The organism is Brevundimonas sp. AVps4 (assembly GCF_058681525.1).
In genome coordinates, this window is sequence record NZ_CM178741.1 from 2,217,815 (window position 1) to 2,243,386 (window position 25,572).

General features: G+C 67.3%; 21 protein-coding genes, 1 tRNA gene and 2 pseudogenes. 8 read left to right on the forward strand and 16 right to left on the reverse strand.

Features of this window, described 5'->3' with window-relative positions; translation table 11 throughout:
• Positions 1–9: 9 nt before the first annotated feature.
• Both ACW178_RS10960 and dusB read right to left on the reverse strand, forming a co-directional pair.
• Positions 10–2,277, reverse strand: a complete 2,268-nt coding sequence (locus ACW178_RS10960) for a sensor histidine kinase NtrY-like (protein WP_492024555.1) — start codon at positions 2,275–2,277, stop codon at positions 10–12.
• Complete coding sequence (gene dusB, locus ACW178_RS10965) at positions 2,274–3,329, reverse strand: tRNA dihydrouridine synthase DusB (RefSeq protein WP_287104696.1); 1,056 nt, start codon at positions 3,327–3,329, stop codon at positions 2,274–2,276. The genes ACW178_RS10960 and dusB overlap by 4 nt, the downstream gene beginning before the upstream one ends.
• 93 nt (positions 3,330–3,422) lie before the next feature.
• Between dusB and ACW178_RS10970 the strand changes: the two genes are divergently transcribed.
• Positions 3,423–4,577, forward strand: coding sequence for a bifunctional 2-C-methyl-D-erythritol 4-phosphate cytidylyltransferase/2-C-methyl-D-erythritol 2,4-cyclodiphosphate synthase (locus ACW178_RS10970; protein ID WP_191554048.1), 1,155 nt, complete (start codon positions 3,423–3,425; stop codon positions 4,575–4,577).
• 10 nt (positions 4,578–4,587) lie between these two features.
• On the opposite strand, the gene ACW178_RS10975 is transcribed toward ACW178_RS10970, so the two are convergent.
• Positions 4,588–6,885: a spermidine synthase gene (locus tag ACW178_RS10975; RefSeq protein WP_287104694.1), complete on the reverse strand. Its 2,298-nt coding sequence runs from the start codon at positions 6,883–6,885 to the stop codon at positions 4,588–4,590.
• Between the two features lie 40 nt (positions 6,886–6,925).
• Between ACW178_RS10975 and ACW178_RS10980 the strand changes: the two genes are divergently transcribed.
• The gene (locus tag ACW178_RS10980) at positions 6,926–7,417 is read left to right on the forward strand and encodes a CinA family protein (RefSeq protein WP_191554049.1); all 492 of its coding nucleotides are present in this window, start codon (positions 6,926–6,928) and stop codon (positions 7,415–7,417) included.
• Positions 7,414–7,641, forward strand: coding sequence for a sulfurtransferase TusA family protein (locus ACW178_RS10985; RefSeq protein WP_054765913.1), 228 nt, complete (start codon positions 7,414–7,416; stop codon positions 7,639–7,641). The genes ACW178_RS10980 and ACW178_RS10985 overlap by 4 nt, the downstream gene beginning before the upstream one ends.
• A gap of 10 nt (positions 7,642–7,651) precedes the next feature.
• Here ACW178_RS10985 and ACW178_RS10990 read toward each other — a convergent pair whose 3' ends face one another.
• Complete coding sequence (locus ACW178_RS10990) at positions 7,652–8,515, reverse strand: YihY/virulence factor BrkB family protein (protein WP_492025054.1); 864 nt, start codon at positions 8,513–8,515, stop codon at positions 7,652–7,654.
• Between the two features lie 284 nt (positions 8,516–8,799).
• Between ACW178_RS10990 and ACW178_RS10995 the strand changes: the two genes are divergently transcribed.
• Positions 8,800–10,107, forward strand: coding sequence for a diguanylate cyclase domain-containing protein (locus tag ACW178_RS10995; RefSeq protein WP_287104691.1), 1,308 nt, complete (start codon positions 8,800–8,802; stop codon positions 10,105–10,107).
• A 4-nt stretch (positions 10,108–10,111) separates the two neighbouring features.
• On the opposite strand, the gene mfd is transcribed toward ACW178_RS10995, so the two are convergent.
• Both mfd and ACW178_RS11005 read right to left on the reverse strand, forming a co-directional pair.
• A complete protein-coding gene (gene mfd / locus ACW178_RS11000) occupies positions 10,112–13,579 on the reverse strand; it encodes a transcription-repair coupling factor (RefSeq protein ID WP_492024556.1) in 3,468 nt (1,155 codons plus the stop codon).
• Positions 13,579–13,905, reverse strand: a complete 327-nt coding sequence (locus tag ACW178_RS11005; RefSeq protein WP_182713089.1) for a succinate dehydrogenase assembly factor 2 — start codon at positions 13,903–13,905, stop codon at positions 13,579–13,581. Before ACW178_RS11005 ends, mfd begins: the two co-directional genes overlap by 1 nt.
• 144 nt (positions 13,906–14,049) lie before the next feature.
• Between ACW178_RS11005 and recG the strand changes: the two genes are divergently transcribed.
• Together recG and ACW178_RS11015 are read left to right on the forward strand one after the other, a co-directional pair.
• Complete coding sequence (gene recG, locus ACW178_RS11010) at positions 14,050–16,137, forward strand: ATP-dependent DNA helicase RecG (protein ID WP_191558017.1); 2,088 nt, start codon at positions 14,050–14,052, stop codon at positions 16,135–16,137.
• 91 nt (positions 16,138–16,228) lie between these two features.
• On the forward strand, positions 16,229–17,842 hold the full coding sequence (locus tag ACW178_RS11015) for an NAD(P)/FAD-dependent oxidoreductase (protein ID WP_191558013.1): 1,614 nt from the start codon (positions 16,229–16,231) through the stop codon (positions 17,840–17,842).
• A gap of 129 nt (positions 17,843–17,971) precedes the next feature.
• Here the strand turns inward: ACW178_RS11015 and ACW178_RS11020 are convergent, their stop codons facing one another.
• The 6 genes from ACW178_RS11020 to ACW178_RS11045 form a co-directional block, all read right to left on the reverse strand.
• Positions 17,972–18,658: an acyl carrier protein gene (locus ACW178_RS11020; protein ID WP_183215323.1), complete on the reverse strand. Its 687-nt coding sequence runs from the start codon at positions 18,656–18,658 to the stop codon at positions 17,972–17,974.
• 100 nt (positions 18,659–18,758) lie between these two features.
• Positions 18,759–19,553, reverse strand: coding sequence for an MBL fold metallo-hydrolase (locus ACW178_RS11025; protein WP_191558014.1), 795 nt, complete (start codon positions 19,551–19,553; stop codon positions 18,759–18,761).
• Positions 19,550–20,332: a TatD family hydrolase gene (locus ACW178_RS11030; protein ID WP_287103596.1), complete on the reverse strand. Its 783-nt coding sequence runs from the start codon at positions 20,330–20,332 to the stop codon at positions 19,550–19,552. The genes ACW178_RS11025 and ACW178_RS11030 overlap by 4 nt, the downstream gene beginning before the upstream one ends.
• Positions 20,332–21,324 (reverse strand): DNA polymerase III subunit delta', encoded by a 993-nt coding sequence (locus tag ACW178_RS11035; protein ID WP_492024557.1) that lies wholly within the window; start codon positions 21,322–21,324, stop codon positions 20,332–20,334. The genes ACW178_RS11030 and ACW178_RS11035 overlap by 1 nt, the downstream gene beginning before the upstream one ends.
• Positions 21,321–21,953, reverse strand: coding sequence for a dTMP kinase (gene tmk, locus ACW178_RS11040; RefSeq protein ID WP_152950353.1), 633 nt, complete (start codon positions 21,951–21,953; stop codon positions 21,321–21,323). Before tmk ends, ACW178_RS11035 begins: the two co-directional genes overlap by 4 nt.
• 38 nt (positions 21,954–21,991) lie before the next feature.
• The gene (locus tag ACW178_RS11045) at positions 21,992–22,744 is read right to left on the reverse strand and encodes a septal ring lytic transglycosylase RlpA family protein (protein WP_492024558.1); all 753 of its coding nucleotides are present in this window, start codon (positions 22,742–22,744) and stop codon (positions 21,992–21,994) included.
• Between the two features lie 146 nt (positions 22,745–22,890).
• Between ACW178_RS11045 and ACW178_RS11050 the strand changes: the two genes are divergently transcribed.
• A tRNA-Ser gene (locus tag ACW178_RS11050) sits at positions 22,891–22,980 on the forward strand.
• A gap of 538 nt (positions 22,981–23,518) precedes the next feature.
• On the opposite strand, the pseudogene ACW178_RS11055 reads toward ACW178_RS11050, so the two are convergent.
• Positions 23,519–23,590 (reverse strand): annotated as a pseudogene (locus ACW178_RS11055) (hypothetical protein); the annotation flags it as partial.
• Positions 23,591–23,593: 3 nt separating this feature from the next.
• On the opposite strand from ACW178_RS11055, the gene ACW178_RS11060 reads away from it, so the two are divergent.
• A complete protein-coding gene (locus ACW178_RS11060) occupies positions 23,594–23,893 on the forward strand; it encodes a hypothetical protein (RefSeq protein WP_492024559.1) in 300 nt (99 codons plus the stop codon).
• Positions 23,894–24,097: 204 nt separating this feature from the next.
• On the opposite strand, the pseudogene ACW178_RS11065 reads toward ACW178_RS11060, so the two are convergent.
• The 3 genes and pseudogenes from ACW178_RS11065 to ACW178_RS11075 all read right to left on the reverse strand — a co-directional run.
• A pseudogene (locus tag ACW178_RS11065) lies at positions 24,098–24,493 on the reverse strand (recombinase family protein); the annotation flags it as partial.
• A complete protein-coding gene (locus ACW178_RS11070) occupies positions 24,490–24,789 on the reverse strand; it encodes a hypothetical protein (RefSeq protein WP_492024560.1) in 300 nt (99 codons plus the stop codon). The pseudogene ACW178_RS11065 and the gene ACW178_RS11070, both read right to left, overlap by 4 nt.
• Positions 24,790–25,031: 242 nt before the next feature.
• On the reverse strand, positions 25,032–25,484 hold the full coding sequence (locus ACW178_RS11075; protein WP_492024561.1) for a hypothetical protein: 453 nt from the start codon (positions 25,482–25,484) through the stop codon (positions 25,032–25,034).
• Between the last annotated feature and the right edge of the window lie 88 nt (positions 25,485–25,572).

A 25,572-nucleotide genomic window follows, 5' to 3' on the forward strand; every position in this document is an offset into this window, starting at 1 on the left:
TTGCCTCGCTTATTCGGCGGCGACGCTCTGGAGCTTGCGCTCCGTTGCATCGCCGGTCTTGCCGTGGGGTTTCAAGGGGAAGATCAGGCACACACGCGCGCCGCGCAGGGTCTCAGCGTCCGCCAGCTTCAGCTCGCCGCCGTGGTCCTCGCAGATGCGTTTGACGATGGCCAGGCCGAGGCCCGTGCCCTTCTCGCGCGTGGTGACATAGGGTTCAATCAGGCGATCGCGGTCCTTGGCGGGAAGGCCGACGCCGTCGTCCTCCACCACAAATACGGCCGTCTCGTTCTCGATGATCAGGGAGGCGATGATGGCCGCCGCCTCGGGTGCGGGCGCTGCGCCTTCGGCGGCACGCCGCGCCGCCACGGATTCGCCCGCGTTCTTCAGGATATTGACCAGCGCCTGTCCCACCATCCGGGCGTCGCAGCGCAGGCTCGTCTTGGGCAGGGGTTCGATCAGGTCCACGCCGATGTCCGCCGCCGCCACCCGCTGGGCGAACACCGCCTCTCGCAGCATTTCGGCGGGGTTGGCCGCACCGAAACGCGGCGCGGGCATGCGGGCGAAGGACGAGAATTCGTCCACCATCCGGCCGATGTCCCCGACCTGGCGGATGATCGTGTCGGTGCAGCGGTCAAAGATCTCCACCTCGTCCACCTTGTCCCTGTATTTCCGCCTAAGCCTTTCAGCCGACAGTTGGATCGGGGTCAGGGGATTCTTGATCTCATGGGCGATACGCCGCGCCACGTCGCGCCAGGCGGCGTTGCGCTGGGCCGTGACCAGCCGGGTGATGTCGTCGAAGGTCAGCACCATCTCTCCGCCCTGACCGCCCTCGATGCGCACACGCAGACGCAGGGTCTCGCCTTCGCGGCTCAGATCGATGTCCTCTTCGATATGGGCCTCGACCCGTCCGACCAGATCGCTGAGCTCGGGCGACAGGGTCGCCAGTTCACGGCCGAGAACCTCGGCTTCTTCGATATGCAACAGTTGCAGGGCGCTGTCGTTGATGGCCGAGATTCGTCCGCGCCGATCCAGACCGATCACCCCGGCGCTGACGCCTGACAGCACCGTCTCGATAAAGCGGCTGCGATCCTGGGCGTCTTCGCTTGCCGCCTTCAGCGCCGACTGCTGGGCCTGAAGGTCGCCCGTCATGCGGTTGAAGGCCTCCGACAGGGTGGCGATTTCACCCGGCGCCCCGTCGCTGTCCACCCGGGCGCTGAAGTCGCCGCCCGCCACCTGGCCGGCCGCCTTCACCAGCCGCCCGATCGGGGCCGAAATGCTGCTGGCCGCCGACATGCCCAGCCAGACCGCTCCAACCAGAACCAGCAGGGCGGTCTCCAGATAGCTGAGAATGAAGGCCGATTGAATTCGGGCGCGGCTCTCCTGGGCTTCGCGATAGGCCTGGATCGACTGGCTCGAGGCGTTCATTCGCGCCACCAGACCGTCCTGGAGCGGCCGCACCAGATAAAGATAGGCGTCGCCATAGGCTGGCAGGGCGATCAGGGAGCGCACGGTGTCGGGGTGCTGGGTGACGTCCGTCGGCGGCTTGCCGCCCTGGACGGCGTCTTCCAGATAGGAACGCGGCGGAGCCAGATAGGGCGGCGCCCCCGGTCCTTCGGCTCGCGCCAGCACCTCCCGATCACCGTCAAGAATATAGATCGCGGGATAGCCGAAGATGTCTCCGATCTGAGCCAAGGCGTCGTTGAACTGAATACGGTCGTCGAACAGTCCGCGTGCGCTGGTCAGTTGATCCGCGATCGCGACGAGATCCGCATCGACGGCTGTGGCGACGTCCTGGATGTAGGCGCGCCCGACCACGGCGCCGTTTTCGACCGAGGCCTGGACGTTCTGACTGAACCATTGATCGACCCCCCGCGTCACGAGCACACCGAAGACCAGGGCGATGAGAACCGCCGGAATCACCGCCACCGTCGAGAACAGGGCCACGAACCGCAGGTGCAGGCGCGAACCCGCTTCGCTGGTGCTGCGGGCTAGGACCAGGACGCGACGTCCCACGATGAAGGCCAGACCCGAAATCAGGATCAGATTGGCGATCAGGACGAACAGCACGATCTGACCGGCCGATCCTCGCGCAGCGCCGGCGCTGGCGCCCGGCGCCACCGCGACCAGCCATACCGCCGCCGCCGTGATGATGACGGCCAAGGCGTAGGCTAAACCGAAGCCCGCCCGCGCCCGCTCGGTTTCAAAACGCCCCCAGAACGACTCGTCGCCCGACGAAGGGTCGGTGCGAGAGGTCACAGCTGAGGGCGTATCCGTCATGCCACAGCAGTGTCCGCGAACTGTGGCGGCGTTTCAACAGCCGAATTGAAACAGTCAGGTAAATTTCGCCGCCACAGCCCCGCCATTTCCTGCTCGACGGCCGCGGGATCGTCCAGGCGGCAAATTCTTGCCTTGGCCTCGCGACGGTGTTGCGGATCGGCCGGCCAGGGCGCCTGTTCGATGTACCAGCCCAGATGTTTGCGGAACATCTTCAGCCCCAGCGGCAGGCCGTAGAAGTCGATCGAGGCCCTCAGATGGTCGCTCACGATCGCCAGCCGCGCCTCCGGCCCCGGCTCCTGGGGCGCCGTCGCGCCGCTCAGAGCCTGTTCCAAATGGGCCGCCAGCCAGGGCCGGCCGTAGACGCCTCGTCCCAGCATCAGACCGTCGGCGCCGGACCGCTCAAGGGCCGTGCGCGCGTCTTCAGGCGTAACGATGTCGCCGTTGACGATGACGGGAATGCGAACGGCCGCCTTTACGGCGCCTACGGCGTCCCAATCCGCCCTTCCGGTATAGAACTGCTGGCGGGTTCGTCCATGGACCGTCACCGCCTTGACCCCGAGCGCCTCGGCCCGCGTCGCCAGATCCGCAGCGTTTCGGCTGTCGTCGTCCCAGCCCAGCCGCATCTTGACCGTGACCGGACGACCGGTGGCCCCCACCACGGCCTCCATGATGCGACAGGCCAGGTCAGGCGTCCGCATAAGGGCCGATCCGGCGGCCGAGCCCGTCACCTCCTTGGCCGGACAGCCGAAGTTCAGATCCACGATGTCCGCCCCGGCCTGTTCGGCCATGCGCGCCCCCTCGGCCATCTGCCCCGGATCGCGCCCCACCAGCTGGATCACGGTCAGCGGCAGGCCCGCGCCGACGGCGGCGCGCCGCACCACGTCGGGCCGAGCCCGCGCCAGCTCCTTGGCCGCCACCATCTCGGTCGCCACATAGGCCGCGCCCAGTTTGGAGGCTAGGATGCGGAACGGCAGATCGGTGACGCCGGTCATCGGCGCCATCAGCACGCGGCCGGGCACGGTGACGTCGCCGATGGTCAAGGACTTGGACATTCCCGCCTTTCGCCGCATTGCGCGCCCTTTCGTCAAGCGCGACAGCGGCGGATTGACGGTTTCCCCGCTGAACGTCGCGCTCTAGAAGACGTCATGATCTTCTCAGCCATCATTGTCGCGGCCGGTTCCGGAACGCGGGCCGGCGGCGAAAAACAGTGGCGGACCCTGGGCGGAAAGCCGGTTCTGCGCTGGTCCGCCCAAGCGCTTCTGGACGCCGGCGCCCAGGAGCTGGTCGTGGTCGTAGCCTCCGACGCTTGGGATCGCGCCGCCGAGGTGCTGGACGGGCTGACGGGGTGGCGCGCCGTGGTCGGCGGGACGACGCGGGCGGAGTCCGTTCGCGCGGGGTTGGCGGCCCTCACCTGTCCCGACGACCAGCCCGTGCTGGTCCACGACGCCGCCCGGCCGCTGTTGGACGCCGCCGTCATCGCCCGCGTGGTCGCCGCCCTGGATCAGGCCGACGGCGCCCTGCCCGTCCTGCCCGTCGCCGACAGCCTGCGTCGGGGATCGGACGGGCTGATGGCCGAGGCGGTGGACCGCGAGGACCTCTGGCGGGCTCAGACCCCCCAGGCGTTCCGGCGTGGACTCCTGGAATCGGCCTATGCCGCCTGGAACCCGGCCGAGACCCCGACCGACGAGGCGGTGGTGGTGCGCCGTCACGGCGGCCGGATCGCCCTGGTCGCCGGCGACGCCCGGCTGATTAAACTGACCTATCCCGAGGATTTCACCATGGCCGAGGCCCTGCTGTCGCAAGAGACCCGCTACCAGACCCGCATGGGGACGGGTTTTGACGTCCATCGCTGGGGGCCCGGCGATTCAGTCTGGCTGTGCGGGATCGAGATTCCTCATGATCAGACCCTGATCGGCCATTCGGACGCCGACGCCGGGCTGCACGCCTTGACCGACGCCCTGCTGGGAGCGATCGCCGCCGGCGACATCGGCGATCATTTCCCCCCCACCGACCCGAAGTGGAAGGGCGCCGCCTCCGACCAGTTTCTGATCCACGCCGCCGAACTGGTGGCGGCGCGCGGCGGCCGCATCGTCAATGTTGACGTGACCCTGATCTGCGAACGTCCGAAGGTGAAGCCGCACCGTCAGGCCATGCGCGAACGGATCGCCGATCTGCTGGCCTTGCCGCTGGACTGCGTCAGCGTGAAGGCCACCACATCCGAAGGGTTGGGCTTCACCGGCCGAGGCGAGGGCTTGGCCGCCCAGGCTGCGGCGACGGTGGAGATGCCGGTCTCGGCCTGATCCGGCGCCTTCAGCGCGCGGCCAGCCGCATCTGCCGCACCAGGGCTCCGAACAGGTTCACGTAGTCGTCCGTCCACGGCCGCACCTGCGTGGGCGACAGCCTGCGCCAGCGCGGATCTTCGCGATAGGGCGCCAGGGCCGCTTCGCTCTTGCCGATCACCAGGGCCTCGGTCGAGGATTCCACCATCAGCGGCGCATCCGGCCGTTCCCGATAAATTTGGTGCAGAGCCGGCGCCCCCAGGGCCGCAGCCGCCGCCTCGGCCGGCAGTGTGATGTCCAGATTGCGGTTGGACAGGTGCAGCACCACCACCCCGTCCGGCTTCAAGAGTCGCAGATAGCCGGCGATGGCCTCCTGGGTCAGCAGATGGGTCGGCACCGCGTCGGAGCTGAAGGCGTCGATGATCAGCAGGTCATAGGAACCGGCGGCCTCCCGCGCCATGGTCAGTCGGGCGTCACCCAGCACCGTCCGGATCGGTCCTTCGGCGCAACCATTGATGAAGCTGAACCAGCGCGGATCGCGCGACAGACGATCCACCATCGGGTCGATCTCGAAAAAGCTCATCTGGTCCTGACGGCGCTTATAGGCCGCCATGGCCCCCGATCCCTGGCCCACGACCCCGATCCGGGCGCCGTCCGGCCGCCGCGCCTGGGCCGTCAGGGCCGCCTGCCCCAGAGGCGTGGCCGTGGCGTAATAGAGGGTTGGCGAGCAACGGTGCGGCTCCGACTGCGCCTGGGCGCCGTGCAGGGTGGTGCCGTGCATCAGCACATGAACCGGTCCGCCCAGACCCACGACGTCGGTATTGGCCACACGCATGACCCCGAAGAAGCTGCGCTCCGTCAGGGCCCAGTCATAGCCCCGCGCGACATGGTAGCCGGACCAGACCATGGCTCCCAGAACGACGGTGAACATGATCGCCCGGTCCCTCAGCAGGAAGGCGAACAGGGCGGCGACGCCGATCACCGCCTGGGCGATCCGCACCAGTTCGGCGTCCGGGACGACCGCGCGAATGTCGGGGGCGTAGCGCACCAGGGCCAGACCCAGCGGTCCGGCAAGGGCGACCAGGCCCCCGATCACACAGGCGATGATCTCCCATCGCCGCACCTCGCCTTCGCCCCATGGCCGCAAAAGGCCGACGGCGACCAGCGCCAGCGGATATTCCCAGACCATGTTGAAGATCAGGGGCGCAATCAGGGCGTTGAAGACGCCGCCCAGGACGCCGCCCAGCGACAGCAGCAGATAGAATTCCGTCAGCCGGCCCGGCGCAGGACGCCGCTCGGCCATCCGCTGATGGCACATCAGGGCGCAGAAGAAGAAGGCTGTCAGATTGACGACGAAGACGAACAGCCACTCCGTGGTCCGAAAGGCGACCAGGGCGCAGCCGGCCGCCAGCACCCCCGCCTGGATCGCCAGCGTCAGGGGGAGCGGCAGGACCGGTCGGTTCTGAAAGGCGATGACAAAGGTCAGCAGATAGAGGGCCAGAGGAATGACCCAGAGGAAGGGCGCAGAGGCCACGTCGGTCGACAGATGCGCCGTCACACCCAGCATCAGGCTCGACGGAACGGCCGCCAGCAGGATCAGCAACCCCTTCTCGCGCCAGGCGATCAGCGGCCCCGCCTCCAGGGGCGCGGGCTCTGCCGCCGCACCCGTTCGGACCCCGCGGCCGGACCAGGCCAGGGCGCCCAGGCCGGCGACCATCACCAGGAACAGACCATAGCCCAGGCTCCAGCCCAGGCGCTGGAGCGAAAGACTGGCCAGGGGTTCGATCAGGACCGGATAGGCCAGCAGGGCCAGAAAACTGCCCAGGTTCGAAGCGGCATAGAGGACATAGGGGTTCTTCGCGTCCGCCTGGCCCGCCCGCGCCCGCGCATACCAGGCTTGAAGCAGGGGCGCGGTGGCCGAAAGAATGGCGAAGGGGGCCCCGATCGAGAGGGTCAGGGTCGCCAGAAGCCAGGCCGTGGGCGCGTTTGGATCGGGATCGCCCAGGACGCCGCTGATCCGCAGGGGCAAAGACAGGCCTGCGGCCAGCAGAAGCGCCAGATGAACCAGCACCTGAAGCCGCATCGACCCGATGCGCTGCAGGGCGTGGGCGTAGCCGTAGCCGGCCAGCAGCGCGGTCTGGAAGAAGACCATGGCGGCGTTCCACACCGACGGCGATCCGCCCAGGCTGGGCAGGATCAGCTTGGTCGCCATCGGCTGAACGACGAAGACCAGACAGGCCGAGGTGAAGACGGCCAGCGCGAACAGGAGAGGCGTCAGCCGCCCAGGGTTCGGGCGCGCCGCGCTTTCGGCTTGAACCACATCGGTCATGGTGCTGGTTAGAGCGGGACTCGCGGCCTATGGAAAGCGCATGTTCTCACAAGACATCCTGCGACTGGCGCAACAGATCGTCGCAACCGCGGCCGAGCGGGGCCTGATGATCGCCACGGCGGAAAGCTGCACCGGCGGCCTGGTCTCCGCCGTCCTGACGGCCGTCCCCGGTTCATCTGCGGTTCTGGATCGCGGCTTCGTCACCTACAGCAACGCCGCCAAGCAACAGATGCTGGGCGTGCCGGAGGCGACCCTGATCGCCCACGGCGCCGTCTCCGAGCCGACGGCCCGCGCCATGGCCGAAGGCGCCGCAGCCCAGTCGAACGCGAGCGTCAGCGTCTCCGTCACCGGAATTGCGGGGCCGGGCGGCGGCGGCCCGGACAAGCCGGTCGGCCTGGTCCATTTCGCGGCCGTGGGTCCGGGCGGGCTGGTCCACAGGATGGAGCGGTTCGGCGACCTGGGGCGCGACGCGGTCCGGATGGCGGCGCTCAGGGTCGCCTTGGAGATGTTGGCGGAGCGAGCCGCATCGTGACCGAACCCGTCGTCGTCGACGCCCGAGGCCACCGCTGCCCGGCGCCCAGCCTCAGGCTGCAAAAGGCCATGGCCGGGGCGGCGGCCGGCGCCCGTTTCGTCCTTCTGGCGACCGACCCTATGGCGCGCATCGACGCGCCGTTTCTAATGGCTCAGAAGCAGGGCCGCGTGATTTCGATCGAAGAGGTCGACGGCGTCCTGCGCCTTCTGGTCGAAGCGGGCTGAGTTTTCGACCCTAGGTCCGCGACCGCGTGCGGCGGCTGGCCCGCCGTTCCGACAGATCGACCACATCCGCCGCGGCGGAGGCCCTGCGCGCCTGTTCCGCCCTCTCGGCCCCGGCGGCGATCTCCATCTCGGTCGCGAAGGCGCCGCCGTAGAAGATGGCGTTGACGTTCCAGGACAGCCAGATCAGCAAAACCACCACGGCCCCGACCGAGCCATAGGTCGCTCCCAGAGGCGCGATCTGTTCGACATAGATGGCGCAGAGCCAGGATGAGACCACCGACATCAGGGTGGCCACCAGCCCTCCGGTGATCGACGGCAGCCAGGCCACCGGCGTCCGGTGACTCATGGCGTAGCGATAGAGCAACGTCAGCCCCACCACTAGGCCAAGGGCGGGCAGCAGGGCGTCGAGCGGCATCAGACCCGCATTGTCCCCCCTCGCCCCCGGCGAGGCGGCATGGGCCAGAATCCGCGCCGTCACCACGGCGCCGGACACGACGGTGAACAGGGCGAAGGCGAATGTGGCGACGAAGAAGGCCAGCAGATTGAATTTGAAGAAGCCGTGAGGCTCAGTCTCATCGTGAATGAGATTAAGTCCCGCCAGCAACGCCTTGAATCCTCGATGGGCGGCGTAGGCGCCGACGAACAGGGCGAAGGCGCTCTGGGCCGAGACGGTCCGGGCGGAAGCCTTGGCCAGCCGGGCGATCTCGTCGTGAAATATGGTCTGGGCCGCGCGCGGCAACAGGTCGGACAGGGCGGCGGCCTGGGCGCTGACCTCATTGATCGACAGGCCCAGCTTATAGACGCCGATCAGGATGGCGATGGCCGGGAAGACGGCCAGAAGGGCGAAGAAGGAAACGCCCCCCGTATAGAGCATGACGTCCCGGCCCCAGCTGCGGGTGAAGGCGCGCACGGCCAGACCGCCCCAGAATCCGGGCGCCTTCAGAACCGATCGGGTCAACTGATCGCTCAATCCGGTCCCCACAACCGTTACAACAAACCCCCAAACTTAAAGGATTCTGGAACGGGGAAAAGCCCTGTCGACGCACCCGCCTTTGGGGGCGGTCTGCGAAGGCGATAGTCATCTATAAAATGCGTCGCGCTATGGTGGTCCGCCTCGCATGCGGCTATGGCCCCAGCGACCAATGGGGAGGGACTGGCTTGGCTTTCGACGCGCGCGTTTTGATCCTGGCGGCTGATGACGCCCGTATCGGGCCGCTCGCCGCCGGCCTGGACGCGCTTGGCTGGACCACCGTCACCGCCCGCGACGTCGGATCGGCTGAGGCGACGCTTCTGGACCTGCCGCTCGAAGCCGCCGTGATCGACTTCGATTCCCTGACGCCGGACGCGGCGGTCCGACTGCGCGCGGCGGCCCAACCGCGCCGCCTGCCCATCATGGTGGTCGGCGCAGCCCCCGACTCGGTCGAGGGCGCAGATGTCGCCATGTCGGTTCCGCCGCACCCGGCCCAGGCCGCCCTGCGTCTCGAACAGCTCGGACGCGCCGCCATCGCCGAGGAAGAGTTTCACCTGCGGGTCGCCACCTTCGGCCTGCGGGGCATCAGCCTGGCCGCCGACCCCGGCGCGGCGGCGCCTCTGCGGATCCTGGCGGCCGGGGTTGCGGACCGTCGCTTCCTGGCCCTGTCCAACGCCTTGACCTCTGCGGGGGCCGAGGTGGTGGCGGCGCCCACCCCCTACACCGCCTTCGACTATCTGCATGAGACCCTGTTCGACGCCGCCATACTGTGGGGCGCCAAGGACCACACCCCCGCCCTGTCGATCGCCGCAGGCATGAAGCGCAACACGCGCCTGTATCATATCCCGCTGATGCTCTATCTGCGTGGCGCCGACGAAATCAGCCTGAACGAACTGTTCAATCGGGGCTTCGCCGACGTCGCCTCGACCGAAACGCCGGAGCAGGAGACGGCGGAGCGGGTCCTGGCCATGGCCGGCGCCCACCGCCGCCACCTGACCATCAGAAAGGCGCTGGATTCGGTCCGCAGTCTGGACCTGATGGACGCCTCGACCGGCCTGTTCACGCCCGAACTCTTCGCCGCCCACCTGGGTCGGGTCGCCGAGGCGTCTCGCGTTCGCAAACGTTCCCTGTCCGTCTGCGTTCTCAGGGTGCGCGAGACCGAGCCCGTCACCTGGGCGCGCCAGGGCGGCTGGCTGGACCGGGCCATGCCCCAGATCGGCGCCATGGTCTCGCGCCTGGTTCGGGTCGAGGATACGCCGGCCCGTCTGGCCAAGGAGGTCTTCGCCCTGGCCCTGCCCGCCACGCGCGGCGAGGCCGCTCGCCTGGCCGCCGAACGGATCGCCGCCGTCATCGGCTGCACCGCCTTCGACGCCGGCCCCGACCGCTCGCCCTTCGTCGCCGAATTCGACGTCGGCGCCGCCGAAATGCGCCCCGGCGAATCCGCCGCCGCTCTCCTCGAACGCGCCTCCGCCGACCTGTTCGACAAGGTGCGCTAGGGCCTTACGCCCCCGCCACCCGCGCCAGATCGGCCGTGATCCGCTCCGCCACCTTCAGCCGGTCCTCGGCCGTCGGCCAGTCCCCCGTCACGACGATCTTCTGATCGGGCCGGATCTTCCAGAAGGCGTGGTTCTTCTGGATCAACCCGACCAGGCCGACCGGATTGGGGAAGCTGTTGTCGCGCAGGGTCAGCACCGCGCCGCGCGGCCCGATGTCGATCTTCTCGATACAGGCTCGGCGGCAGTTGGCCTTGATGCCAACGATCTTCAGCAGCTGCTGCGCCTCGTCCGGCAGGGGTCCGAACCGGTCGATCAGTTCGGCGGCCAGAGCTTCGCGATCCTCGGCCTGTTCGGCGTCGGACAAGCGACGATACAGGCTCAGACGGACGTTCAGATCCGGCACGTAGTCCTCTGGAATCAGGACTGAAGCGCCCACGTTGATCGACGGCGACCAGCCGCGATCCACATTCAGCCCCTCGCCCTTTTCGCGCAGCTCGGCGACCGCGTCCTCCAGCATCTGCTGGTACAGTTCGACCCCGACCTCGCGGATATGGCCCGACTGTTCGTCGCCCAGCAGATTGCCCCCGCCGCGCTGGTCCAGGTCGTGGCTGGCCAGCTGGAAGCCGGCGCCCAGATTGTCCAGCGACTGCAGCACCTGCAACCGCCGCTCGGCCGACAGGGTCATCGGCTTGACCGGATCGGTGGTCAGATAGGCGAAGGCCCGGGCCTTGGACCGACCCACCCGGCCCCGGATCTGGTACAGCTGCGCCAGGCCGAACATGTCGGCCCGGTGCACGATCAGGGTGTTGGCCGTCGGAATATCCAGTCCGCTCTCGACGATGGTGGTTGAGACCAGGACGTCGTACTCCCCCTCGTAGAAGGCGCTCATCACCTCCTCAAGCTGGGTCGCCGACATCTGGCCGTGGCCGACCACGAACTTGATCTCCGGCACCTGTTCGCGCAGGAATTTCTCGATGTCCGGCAGGTCCTTCAGGCGCGGCGCGACATAATAGGCCTGCCCCCCGCGATATTTCTCGCGCAGCAGGGCCTCGCGCACCAGCACCGGGTCCCACGGCGTCACATAGGTCCGCACCGCCAGGCGATCGACCGGCGGGGTGGCGATGATCGACATCTCGCGAATGCCCGACAGCGCCATCTGCAGGGTGCGCGGGATCGGGGTTGCGGTCAGGGTCAGCAGATGGACGTCGGCGCGCAGGGTCTTCAGCTTTTCCTTGTGCTTGACGCCGAAGTGCTGCTCCTCGTCCACGATCACCAGGCCCAGGTCGCGGAAACCGACCTGTTCGGCCAGGACCGCATGGGTGCCGACGACGATCTCGACCGAGCCGTCCTTCAGCCCCGCCCGCGTTTCGGTCGCCTCCTTGCCCGTCACCATCCGCGACAGCTGGCGCACCTTGACCGGCCAGCCGGCGAAGCGTTCGGTGAAGGTCTTGTAGTGCTGGCGCGCCAGCAGGGTAGTCGGCGCCACCACCGCCACCTGTTTGCCGGTCATGGCCACGACGAAGGCGGCGCGCAGCGCCACCTCGGTCTTGCCGAAGCCCACGTCGCCGCAGATCAGGCGATCCATCGGCGTGCCCTTGCCCAGGTCCTCCAGCACGTCGCCGATGGCGTTCAGCTGGTCGTCCGTCTCCTCATAGGGGAAGCGGGCGCAGAATTCGGCGAACAGGCCCGGCGCCGGCGTCACCGCCTCCGTCTCGCGCAGCGCCCGCTTGGCGGCCAGGGCGATCAGACCCTCGGCCATGGCGCGCAGCCGTTCCTTGGCCTTGGCCTTCCTCGCCTGCCAGCCGGCGCCGCCCAGCCTGTCCAGCTGCACCCCGTCGGCGTCCGTGCCGTACCGGGTCAGAAGATCAATGTTTTCAACCGGCAGATAGAGTTTGCTGTCACCGGCGTACAAGAGCTCCAGGCAGTCGTGCGGCGCCTCCTGGATGTCCAGGGTCTTCAGCCCCTCGTACCGCCCGATGCCGTGATCCAGGTGGACCACCAGGTCGCCGGTGGTCAGGGCCGAGGCCTCGGCCAGGAAGTTGGAGGCCCGACGCTTCTTCCTCGGCCGCGCCAGCCGGTCGCCCAGGATGTCGGTCTCGGAGACGACCGCAACCTCCTCCGTGACGAACCCGTGCTCCACCGGCAGGACGCCCCGCAGATACAGGTCCTTCGGCGCCGCCAGCACGTCGGCCCAGTCGCGCACGGCGACGATATGGTCCAGGCCGTGGTCGCTCAGCAGGGTGGCTAGGCGCTCCGACGAGCCCTCGGTCCACGAGGCGAACAGCACCCGCTTGCCTTCGGCCTTCAGGGCCGCGGCATGGGCCGCGACCGCCTCGAACAGGTTGACGCTGTCCTGTGATCGCTCGGCCGCGAAGGTCCGTCCCAGCCGTCCGCCCGCGTCTTCGCCCCCGCCCGTAAAGGGCGTGAGCCGCCGCACCGACCGCCCGGCCAGGGCCTGGTTCCAGTCGCCGGCGTCCATATAGAGGGATTGCGGCGGCAGGGCGCGATTGGCGGCCGCATGCCCTCCCCCCTTCCCCTTTTGGGCCTTGGCCGCCTCGGCCCGCGCCTCATAGGCGTCGACGATCAGATCCCACCGCTCGGCCCGCGCGCTTTCGGCCTGATTGTCCAGAAAGACCTGCGCCTGATCCGGCAGATAGTCGAACAGGCTGTCCAGGCTTTCGTAGAACAGCGGCAGCCACTGCTCCATCCCCTGACGCCGCGCGCCCTCGCTGATGGTCGCATACAGGGGATCGTCGCCCGGCGCCCCGAACAGCTTCAGATAGCCGGTGCGGAAGCGCGATATGGCGTCAGCATCCAGCAGGGCCTCCGACACGGGCGCCAGCGACACGGCCGTCATCTGCCCGGTCGAGCGCTGGGTCTCAGGGTCGAAGGTGCGGATCGATTCCAGTTCCGACCCGAACATGTCCAGCCGCACCGGCTCCTCGAAGCCCGGCGGATAGACGTCCACCACCCCGCCCCGCACCGCGAACTCGCCCCGCTCCGACACGGTTGAGGCCCGGACATAGCCGTTGGCGGCGAAATACCGCTCCAGCGCCTGGATATCGAGATCGCGGCCGACCCTGGTCTCGAACCCCGCCTGGGTCGTCACCGACCGGGGCGGCGTCCTCTGCATGGCCGCACCGACCGTCGTGACCACCAGAACGGGCGCGTCGCCGGTCTTGCGCTGGGCCAGGCGCGTCAGGGTCGCCATCCGCTGGGCGGCGATCCCCGCCGTGGGGCTCAGCCGGTCATAGGGCAGACAGTCCCAGGCCGGATATTCCAGAATTTCGATATCTTGCGAGAAGAATCGGAACGCCTGAACAAAGCCGCCGGCTCGCTGATAGTCGCGCGCGACAAAGACCCCGACCCCGCCGTCGGCCTTGACCCGCTCCGCCACGACCAGGGCGTCCAGACCTTCCGGCGCGCCGCCCAGATCGGCGTCGGTCCGGCGCACAATCACCTGCTGATCCATCAGCCGATGCCCTTGCCGACCTCGGCGGCCACATGCTCGCGCATGAAGGCCCGCACCTTGGCCATCACCGGCGTCTCGAACTCCGGCGGCGTCGGATCACGCTCGATGATCCAGCCGTAGAGCCACTGGTCTTCCTCGTCAATCAGCCGCTCGAACACGTCCAGCTCGGCCTCGGTCAGGGTCGGGGCCACCTGGTCCGAGAACGGCCCCAGCACCATGTCGGCCTCGCGGAAGCCCCGCCGCCAGCATCGGAACTGAATCCGGCCCAGCCTCTGCTTCCGCTCGGGAGTCATCTCGTCTTCAAAACGCGCGTCGATTTCGGCCACAAGAATCCTTGCCCGGCAAAGTTGATGGACGCTCAAGCAGCGAGCCACCGCGTGGCGAGCGTTAGCGTCCTCAAATGGAAGAAGCGCAGATAGCGTTCCTGAACGGACTTCGCCACCCGTCATGGTCACGCTATGTTCACGGCGATGCGTCCGCAGATTCTTTTCCCCCTGTTCGCCGAGGTCTCCAGCCTGAAGGGCGTGGGCCCCCGCATCCTGCCCCTGGTGCAGAAGGTGGCGGGGCCGCTGGTGCGTGATCTGGTCTTCCTCAGCCCCTCCGGCGTCATCGTCCGCCGGCCGATGGAGGCGGCGACCGCCGTGGACGGCGAGGTCGGGATCTTCGAGATCGTCATCGACCGCCTGTTCGTCCCCAGCCGCCCCGTCGCCCCGCTGAAGGTCCGCGCCAGCGACCCGACCGGCTTCGTCCACCTGGTCTGGTTCGGAGGCTCGCCCCAGCATATCGACCGGCTGCTGCCGCGCGGCGAGACCCGGCTGGTCTCGGGCAAGGTCGAGCGGTTCAACGGCGAGGTCCAGATCGTCCATCCGGACATCGTCACGCCCGACAAGGCCGCCGACATCCCGGCCTCCGAACCCGTCTATCCGGCGACGCAAGGCTTGACCTCGCGCCAGCTGCGCAAACTGGTCCAGGCCGCCCTGCCCGCCGCCCCCGACCTGCCGGAATGGCAGGACCCCGCCTGGCTGAAGAAGCAGAACTGGCTAGGCTGGCGCGCCGCCCTGGACGCCCTGCACGCCCCGGCGGGCGAGCCCGACCTGTCGCCCGACGCCCCGACCCGCCGGCGCCTGGCCTATGACGAATTCCTGGCCCACCAGCTGGCCCTGGCCCGCCGTCGCCGCGCCCGCGAGATCAAGCCCGCCCCCGTCATCGCACCCGGCGCCGCCTCCGACTGCCTGCTCCAGGCCCTGCCCTTCACCTTGACCAACGCCCAGGCCCAAGCCGTCGCCGAAATCCGCCGCGACCTGGCCTCCGGCAAACAGATGGGCCGGTTGCTTCAGGGCGACGTCGGCTCGGGCAAGACCGCCGTCGCCGCCCTGGCCCTGGCCGACGCGGCCTCCAGCGGCTTCCAGTCCGCACTGATGGCCCCGACCGAAATCCTGGCCCGCCAGCATTACGAAAAACTCGGCCCCCTGCTGGAGGCGGCCGGCGTCGCCTCCGTCCTGCTCACCGGCCGGGATGCGAACGGCCAGAGGCGCGAGAAGCTGGCCGCCCTGGCCTCCGGTCACGCCCAGGTCGCCATCGGCACCCACGCCCTGTTCCAGGACGCCGTCCGCTTCGACCGCCTGGCCCTGGCCGTCATCGACGAGCAGCACCGGTTCGGCGTCAGCGAGCGCCAGCGGCTTCAGGCCAAGGGCGACCCGCGTCTGGGCGCCGTCCACCTGCTCACCATGTCGGCCACCCCCATCCCCCGCACCCTGGAGCTGACCCAATACGGCGAGCTGGATGTCAGCCGTCTGATGGAGAAGCCGCCGGGCCGCACCCCCGTCACCACCGCCGTCGTCCCCCTGGCCCGCATCGGCGAGGTCGCCGCCCGGTTGAAGACGGCGCTGGACGCCGGCGCCCAGGCCTACTGGATCTGCCCCCTGGTCGCCGAATCCGAGGCCATCGACCTGGCCGCCGCCGTCGACCGCGCCGACGACCTGCGCCGCCTGCTGGGGGTCGAGGTCGGCCTCGCCCACGGCCAGATGCCGGGCGCCGAGCGCGAAGCCGTCATGGCCGACTTCGCCGACGGCCGCATTCCCCTGCTGGTCGCCACCACCGTGGTCGAGGTCGGGGTCGATGTGCCCAACGCCTCCATCATGGTCATCGAGCACGCCGATCGCTTCGGCCTGGCCCAGTTGCACCAGCTGCGCGGTCGCGTCGGCCGCGGCGCAAAGGCCAGCTCCTGCATCCTGCTGTACGGCGGCCAGGACGGGGCGCTGGGTGAAACCGCCAAGGAACGGCTCGAAACCCTGCGCCGCACCGAGGACGGCTTCGTCATCGCCGAGGAAGACTTCCGCCTGCGCGGCGGCGGCGACCCGCTGGGCCTGAAACAGAGCGGCTTCCCCGCCTACCGCTTCGCCGACCCGATCCGCCACCGCGCCCTGATGCTGGCCGCCGCCGACGACGCCCGCCTGATCCTGAACCGCGACCCCGACCTGGCGTCCGAGCGCGGTCAGGCGGTTCAGGTGCTGGAGGAGTTGTTCGACTGGAAGGGGCATAAGGCAGGGGCGGATTGAAGGGGACAGCCACGCCCGCCCCGCACCCCACACCCGTGATCCTGGACCTTGCGCCTAGGATCCAAAGACTCGACCGGCTAGAACGCCCCGGATGTTGCGCCTGTCAGAACTCAAACTGCCCCTCGACCACCCGCCGGAGGCCTTGCCCGCCGCGATCGCCGCCCGGCTGGGCGTGCCGCCGCACGATCTTGTCTCCTGGTCGATATGGAAGCGGGCGCACGACGCCCGCCGGAAATCCGCGATTCTGAAAGTCTACATCCTCGATGTCGAGGTGAGGGATGAAGCGGCGGTGCTGGCCCGCCTTGCAGACGACGTGCACGTGGCGCCGACGCCGGACGTCGCCTATCGCCCGGTCGCCGTTGCCCCCAGCACCGAGCGCCTTCGGCCGGTCGTGATCGGGGCCGGGCCGTGCGGCCTGTTCGCCGGGCTGATCCTGGCCGAGATGGGGTTCAAGCCGATCATCCTCGACCGCGGCAAGGTGGTTCGGCAGCGGACCAAGGACACCTGGGGCCTGTGGCGGAGCAGCAAGTTGGACCCGGAATCCAATGTGCAGTTCGGCGAGGGCGGCGCGGGCACCTTCTCCGACGGCAAGCTCTACAGCCAGATCAAGGATCCGCGTTTCCTGGCCCGCAAGGTGTTGACCGAATTCGTCGCAGCCGGGGCGCCGGAGGAAATCCTCACCGAGGCCCACCCGCACATCGGCACCTTCCGCCTGGTGACCATGGTCGAGGCCATGCGCGAGAAGATCGAACGGCTGGGCGGCGAGTACCGCTTCGAGCACCGGGTCACCGACATCGATCTCGACAAGGGCGTCCTTCGGGGCGTGCGCCTGCACACCGGCGAGACGCTGGAGGCCGACCACGTGGTCTTCGCCATCGGCCATTCGTCGCGCGACACCTTCCAGACCCTCTACGACCGCGGCGTCCATATCGAGGCCAAGCCGTTTTCGATCGGCTTCCGCATCGAGCATCCGCAGTCGTGGATCGACAAGGCCATGTTCGGCCCCTGCGCCGGCCACCCCGACTTGGGCGCTGCGGCCTATTCGCTTTCGCACCATTGCAGCAACGGCCGCACCGTCTACAGCTTCTGCATGTGCCCGGGCGGCACGGTGGTCGCGGCCACCAGCGAGCCCGGCCGCGTCGTGACCAACGGCATGAGCCAGTATTCGCGCAACGAGCGCAACGCCAACTCCGGCTTCGTGGTCGGCATCTCGCCCGAGGATTATCCGAGCGACCATCCGTTGGCGGGCATCGAACTGCAACGGGATCTGGAGACCCGCGCCTATGCGGCCGGCGGCGGCGACTATTTCGCGCCGGGCCAGCTGGTCGGCGACTTCCTGGCGGGCCGCCCCTCGACCGCGCTGGGCGAGGTCGTCCCCAGCTACAAACCGGGCGTGCGCCCGACCGACCTGGCGCCCCTGATGCCCGACTATGTGATCGCCGCCATGCGCGAGGCCCTGCCCGTCTTCGGCCGCAAGATCGCCCGCTACGACGACGCCCAGGCGGTTCTGACGGGCGTCGAAACCCGCAGTTCATCCCCGATCCGAATGACCCGCGGCGCCGACTTCCAGAGCCTGAACGTGCGCGGCCTCTTCCCTGCCGGCGAAGGCGCCGGCTATGCCGGCGGCATCCTTTCGGCCGCCGTCGACGGCATCAAGGTCGCCGAAGCCGTCGCCCGGTCGATGGTCGCGGAGGGGACGGCGTAGACAAAAGGTGGCGCATCGCTGCGATCGTGCGACAATCCGGCCCTCGTCAGAGGGGGCTGATCGGCTTTCTGGCCGCTAGCCTAAGACGGTTCCCGCCCCATATGCGACGTTCGGATGGTCTGCTCGGCGCTACGCCAACAACCTTGTCTGGCGGGAAATCAACTCCGGACGAACGCCAGCTTCCCGCGCTAGCAAATCTCGAAATATCCGCCAGACTGTCGTCGGCCGAGCGTCAGCGCCCTTTGCGGCGAAAACGGCAAAGTTGGACAGCGCGATTCCCGTCGAAAGATCGCCAACGGACATCGTTCCGAATGATGCGACACCAGAGCGCACGACAACCCAGCCCGCAACAATTCCCATGGCCGAAAGAACAGCCATGATCGGGGAATGAGAGGCTAGAAGGCCAGCAATGCCGAATATCAGCAGCGCGATCCCCAAAAAAGTCTTCCCCCCCAAGGTCAGAGGAACAGGCGCCGTTTCCGTCTCTTGGGCCAAAGCCTTCAGCACGGCAGCCTGACGTATTCGCGTTAGGTCCCGGAGCTTTGTCGATGGGCGAATAACACCGGCGCTTCCCCTGCTCCGTAGAAACCGCCGCACGTCATAGAACGCCATCGAAGTCGAGCACTTGCCTTGTATCACCGTCGTGGCGAGCTTGCTCAGAACGGCTTCGTAAAAGTCGCCTACGGTCTCCCAGGAAGAAGTTTCCTCGTCCTTGAAAGAAAGGCCAAACGACCGTTCAATCGCGACCAGCACGTCGAGGTCATCGCCATCGCCAGCTAACCCGAGCGTCGTCAATGGGGCGGGAGTCGCGATCATACACCGAACGTCGCTCAAACCGCCTCTATCGGCAAGTTCCGCCTTTCACCCCGAACAGATGTCCCAAACGTCCGCTTTCCAGCGGAACCTTGCCAAAAACTCAGCCGATCATGCAGGTCCAGCCGTCGAACCCGACCTCGACATTGGCCGGAACAATCGCCGACAGTTCCTTGTAATCCATGTCGATATGCAGGTTCGTCAGCACGGCCCGCTCGACGTCCGCCGCCGCAATCCATTCCAGCGCCCGGTCCAGATGGGCGTGGGTCGGATGGGGGGTGTAGCGCAGGGCGTCGACGATCCAGACCTGGCACCCCGCCACCGCGCGGATCGCCGCCTCGTCCAGGTCGGACACGTCGCTGGAATAGGCCATGTCGCCCAGCCGATAGCCGACCGACCGGATCGGCCCGTGCCCCTGGTCGAAGGTCACGACCGGGATCGCGCCCCCCGGCCCCTCCACCGACCAGGTCGTGCCGTGCGGCGGAATGACCTGGGCGTCCAGCAGCGGCGGATAGCCGAACTTGCTCTCGAAGATATAGTCGAACCGGTGCGACAGGGACGTTCGGGTCGCCTCGTCCATCCAGGCCGGGATCCGCTTGCGCGCCCGCGTGGCGAAGGTGCGCAGATCGTCGATCCCGTGGGTCTGGTCCGCATGGTCGTGGGTATAGAGGACGGCGTCCACATGCCGGGTCTCGCTGGCCAGCATCTGTTCGCGCAGGTCCGGCGAGGTGTCGATCAGGATGTTGGTCGTCCCCTCCGGCCCGGTCTTGCGCGCCAGCATCGAGCAGCGCGTCCGCCGGTTCCTCGGCTCGGCCGGGTCGCAGACGCCCCAGTCGCCGTCGCCGCGCGGCACACCGCCCGACGAACCGCTGCCCAGGATGACGACTTCGAAGCTCATGCCGATCTCGGTATCCGGTCAAAGAGGCCGAAGAAGGCCTCGGTGGTTCTCAGGTCCGCCTCCTCGGCGCTCCAGCCCCGGATCTCGGCCAGCTTGTCCAGCACATGGCCGATATAGGCCGGCTCGTTGCGCCGCCCCCGATGCGGGATGGGCGCCAGATAGGGGCAGTCGGTCTCGACGATTATACGGTCGGCCGGCATGTCCCGGATCACCGCCCGCACATCCTCGGCCGCCTTGAAGGTGGCGATCCCCGAGACCGAGAACCAGGCCCCCAGTTCCGCAGCGATTCCGGCCAGTTCCGCACCGCTGGTGTAGCAGTGCATCAGCATCTTGAACGGGCCGGCGGCGTGCTCCTCCTTCAGGATCGCCCCCATGATCTCATCCGCCTCGCGGGTATGGATCACGAGCGGCAAACCGGTCTCGCGCGCTGCGGCCACATGCTGGCGGAACACCGCCGCCTGGATCTCGCGCGGGCTGAAGTCATAGTGGAAGTCCAGCCCGCACTCCCCGATCCCCACCACCTTGGGCCGCTGCGCCAGCTCCACCAGGGTCGCCGCCGTCAGGTCCGCCGCGTCCTTGGCCTCGTGCGGATGGACCCCGACCGTACACCAGATGTCGTCGTTGGCCATGGCGATCCCGTGGGTCGCTTCAAAGGTGGTCAGCTTGTCGGAGATCTCGACCATCAGACCGACCCCAGCCTCGCGCGCCCGGGCGATCACCGCGTCCCGGTCTTCGTCGAACTGGGGGGCGTGCAGGTTCACATGGCTGTCGATCAGCATCAGCCTCTCCGTTCCTCTTGCGCCTGAACCCGTTTCAGGTCGGCCAGCGCCCCGGCGAGGACATCGCCCCGGTCCAGGTTCAACCCGGCCGCCCGCTCCGGCAACGGCTGCAGCCGCTCCCACAGCTCGGCCCAACGGTTGCCGAAGCCGGGCGCACTGTTCAGGGCCCGCATCCGCACCGCCGCGATCAGCCGGTCCATCAGGATGTCGAACCGCTCCTGCCCTTCCGCGCCCCGGAACCTGTCGGCTATGGCCAGGGCCTCGGCCCGGTCCACATCCCCCTCGACCCAGCGCCGCGCCAACTGGTCCATCTCGAAGGTCGCCCCCGACGCCAGGGCCAGGGCCGCGCCCGGCGACCCGCCCGCCATGGCCGCCGCATGTTCGGCCGCCTCCGGCTCCGCCCCCGTCCGGTTCCGCACCAGGGTCTCCAGCCGCTCCGGCGTCCAGATGGGGAAGCTCAGCCGCCGGCAGCGCGACCGGATCGTGGCCAGCAGCCGCCCCGGCGCATGGGTCACCAGGAACAGCACCCCCCGCTCGGGCGGCTCCTCCAGAACCTTCAGCAAGGCGTTGGCCGCATTGATGTTCAGGTCGTCGGCCGCATCGATGATCGCCACCCGGTGCTGGGCCTGGGAAGGGCTCTTGGAAAAGAACTCGGGCAGGTCGCGCGACTGATCGACCGAGATCGACTTCTTGGTCTTGCCCCCCTCGACCATCCGTTCCAGCACCAGCAGGTCGGGATGGGACTGGGCCGAGATCAGCCGGCTGACCGGATCGTCACGCCGCGCCCCCAGCGGCCCCCGCCCTGGATCGGCCGCCGCCCCCAGCAGCCGCCGCGCCGCGCGATAGGCGAAGGTCGCCTTGCCCGTCCCCTCGACCCCGCACAACAGCCAGGCGTGGTGCAGCCGCCCCCGCTCCCAGGCGTCCAGAAAGGCCGTTTCCGCCGCCGCGTCGGGGACCAGGTCGAACCGGTCGCGCGGGTGGTCCTCGCTCACAGCAGCCGGTCCTGCACCGCCCGCCAGACCCGCGCCTCGACCTCGTCCGGTGAACCCACGGCGTCGATGAGCACGCACCGATTAGGGTTGGCCTCGACGATGCGCAGAAAGCCCTCGCGCAGCCGCTGATGAAACTCCAGCCCCTTGGATTCGAACCGCGTCTCGAACAGGCCGCGCCCGAACGCCCGCTCCAGCCCCACCTCGACCGGCAGGTCGAACACCAAGGTCAGGTCCGGCTGATCGTCTCCGACCACGCCCGCATCGATCTGTTCGATAAAGCTCTGGGCGACGCCCCCGCCCGCGCCCTGATAGGCTCGACTGCTGTCGGCGAACCGGTCGCACACCACCCAGTCGCCCGCCGCCAGCGCCGGCCGAATGGTCCGCTCCAGGTGATCCGAGCGCGCGGCGTACATCAGCAGGGTCTCGGTCATGGCCGACCAGGGCTCGGCGTCGGTGGCCACGACGAGGTTGCGGATCACCTCCGCCCCCTTCGATCCGCCCGGCTCGCGCGTGCGGACCACCTGGCGGTCGCCCAGAACGGGCTGCAGCCGCTCGACCAGCCGCCCGACCTGAGTCGACTTGCCGGAGCCTTCTCCGCCTTCGAAGCTGATGAATTTCCCACGGGTCACGGGCGCACTAATGGCGTCCGCAGCGCGGGAGGCAAGCCTTAGCCGCCGGATATCAACAGAGCGTCCGCATATCCGCGCGCCACGACCGCCTGACGGGCCGTCTCGGCCGCATTGGCGTCGCCCCAGGGACCGACCAGAACGCGGTACAGTCCGCCGGTCTCGTCCACGGTCGCGCGCTCGCCCAGCCTGCGCGCGGTCCGCCGCGCGCTGTTCTGATCCCTGAACGCCCCGGCCTGGACCCAGAAGCCGCCGCCCGCGCCGACCGGGGCTTCGGCCGAGGTCGAGGGAGCGGGCGCCGCCGCCTCGGCCCTGAGCACAGCGCCTCCGCCCAGTCGCGGCGCACGGCCGAGATAGCGAACCCGCACCCGCCCCACGCCTTGCCGCAGCAGATCCAGCTCCTGCGCCGCGCCCCGCGACAGATCGATGATTCGCCCATCGACGAACGGCCCGCGATCATTGACCCGCACCACGATCCGCCGGCCGTTCTCCAGATTGGTGACCTCGATCAGGCCCGGCAGCGGCAGGGTCTTATGCGCGGCGGTCAGCTGGCGCATGTCGAACCGTTCGCCGGTCGAGGTCGGCCGACCGTTGAAGGCGTCGCCGTACCAGGAGGCCAGACCGACCTCGTCATAATCGGGCTGTTCCTTGGGCGTATACCACCGCCCGCGCACCTGATAGGGCCGCATCGTGCCCGACACGATCGGGGCCGGATCCTTGACCACCGGCGCGGCGCCGCCGCCTCGCCCGCCGCCCAATGTCGAACAGGCCGCCAGCAGCGAGAACAGCCCCAAAACCAGGCCGCTCCGGATCCACTGTCCAATTCGCATCGGCACGCCTCGTCACACTCGTCCAAAAACAGGATGACCGAAGACATTTCCGCTTTGGTTAATGGGGCGTTCGCCTGCTATGGCGTCCGCCCGACCGGGCGATCCGGCAAGGAAGTGTGGCCGAGTGGTTTAAGGCACTGGTCTTGAAAACCAGCGACGGTGCGAGCCGTCCGTGGGTTCGAATCCCACCGCTTCCGCCATCACCTTTTCTCGGTCGCAAACATCCTGTAACAGCCTGAACGGCAAGGATATTTCAGCGGTTCGAACGCCCTCATCCCAGTCATATTCCAGATGAGTGGCGAGCGTCAGTTTCAGCACAATTCGCTTATCCTCGAACGTGCCATTTTCCCATAGTTTCCAAGGGTTTCCGAGGAACTCGAAAGCGGTTCGAAAAGTCTCGTCGTAGCTGTCTGCACGAGTGCCGCAGCGGGCAGTCTTTTCCGCGATGACGAGCTTCTCGCGCTCCAGCTCTTCAACCTTGCGCTCATACGCGCCGATCACCGTCTGGCTTTCAGACTCGACGATGCGGTCGAGCAGCTGAGCGATCTTCTTTTCGATGGCAGCGCCTTCAAGCTTCAGCGCGGCGCGTATCTCCTTCACCTTCGACTCCGCTTCGGCCCACCGCTTGCGGAACAGCTTGGAGAAAAGATTGAAGAGGTCCGCACTCGGCACAAGCTGACGCAGCAGTTCCTCGAAGGCCCCTTCGACAACGGCGCGCTTCACGGATTTGCCGAAGCGCTCGCAACCGTGATGGCGGCAGACGTAATAAGGGTATGTGTTGGTGCGGCCCTTGGTCCAGTTTGCGGTCATGGGATGGCTGCAATCGCCGCAGACGACAAAGCCGCGCAGCGGGAAGTCAGCATGGATGTCTGCCCGTGCGGGCGCGACGGGCTTTCCGGCGCGCCGTTCCTGAACCCGCTGGAACGTCTCAAGCGAGATGACGCCTTCATGCTGCCCTTTGCGAAGAGACACGTCCCAGACTTCGCTCTCGACATATCCGGCATAAACCGGATTGGTCATGATCCGATTGGCTTGTTCGTTCGTCAGGTGGCCGTGGCGCGTCACGGGAAATTGCGGGTGCGCTTCGAAGAAGCGTTTCACCTCAGCTTGTGAGTTGAAGCGCCCGCTTGCGTAGCCTTCCAGCCCTTCGCTGATGATAGAGGCAACGGGTTCTTCACGGATAAGGATGCTGCCACCAGCCGGGCTGCGCTGATAGCGATAGCCGATAGGCGCGTTGAACACCCAGTACCCGCCGAGCATACGCGCACGCATCCGGTTCTTGGCTTGCTCGCCATTCTTCTGACGCTGATGCTGGGATACGCTGGCGAGCAGATGCTCGATCAGGATGCTGTCGGAGTCTTCGCCGAACTCGATGGAAGGAGACTCAAGGGTAGCGCCTGCGCGGAAGATCAGCTCTTTAAGGTCGAAGTGATGGCGAACGTCACGAGCCATCCGACTGATATCGTCGATAACGACAACCAGCCCCAGCTTCCGGTTCTTGCGCACATAGGCGAGCATATCGTCGAAGCCGGGACGCTCAGCGAGGCTACCAGACACGTCATCCGTGAATACGGCTCGCACCTGATGGCCCCGGTGTTGGCAATATTCACGGCATCTTGTTTCCTGCGAGGAAAGGCCGTTGCCCTCCTTAGCTTGCCGCTTCGTGCTGACACGGCAGTAAATAAGAGCCTGTTGATTGGTTTTTCTTGTCATGGCGCTAAGTGCCTCGCCGCACTATCTGTTAGAGCCGCGTGATTATTATCCGCAGCTATTGCGTTGAATCTATCGGATGACTGGACTCTTTCGCAAGAGTCTTGGCAGGAAAAAGCGTAGTTAGCCCGCGCAGAAAGAGAGAGCTGGACGCTATCCAATCCGAAATGCTGATCGATGAAGGATATGGCGATGGCGTCGATGAGGCGGATCAGTTCGTCCGCGCGATCTTGCGGAATGGCAATGCCGGAAATCTCCTGGCGCAGTTCCAGCAACTCTTCGGGCGATAGCGTCTTCATCGAAAGCCTGTCCCGCCGCATTTAGCAGCGCTCGAATGAGCAAGGTCAGTCCGATTTACAGATGCCTGTTTGGCAGTCGGGGGGAATTACTCTCCCCAAGCGCATTCGTTAAATCATAAGGGCCTGAGTTCCCCCCGATGGCCCCGCGCGCATCTCACGCGCATGTAATAATATTACCATGATGCTTGGCTTTATTGCAACTTTTGCAACGAAGCCCGCGACCTTGATCGCGGCGCTCCTCATCAGGCGACTGCCAGTTCAGCCTGCACGCGGTTGGTTATAGCCAGAGCCAGCCACAACAGCCGCAAGCGAGGAAGAACTCTTGCCTGCGCTTTTCGCCTTGGCATAGCGACGCCAGCGCGGAGGAAATCCGAAATCCAGCGTTCGGAGGGATCGTCTTCTGTGCGGAAGGTATCGTCCACTTCGATTCCCGGAACTTCGATGCGATTGCCGCGCGCATCGACGGCCACACCTTCAAACGAAACGAACGCATCGGTCAGATGATCGAGGATCGCGCGACGTGACAGGCCCTTGCCGCGATAGGCCATCGCCAGCCGATGAACGGCTGACTCGTTCGCGAGAACACCATCTGGCGGCAGCCGGATGAAGGTGGGATCGAACTGGCAGTTGTCATTCGCGGCTGCGCCGCAGGTGCAGGCAAGGCCCGAGAGCTTGCAGATGCCGCAGTTGTTCATTTGCTTTTCTCCTCCACCAAACTCAAGGAGAAGATGCTGAGAAGATGACGTTCCCCAAAGGACTTAGGAAACGCGCCTCCGTCTCGGC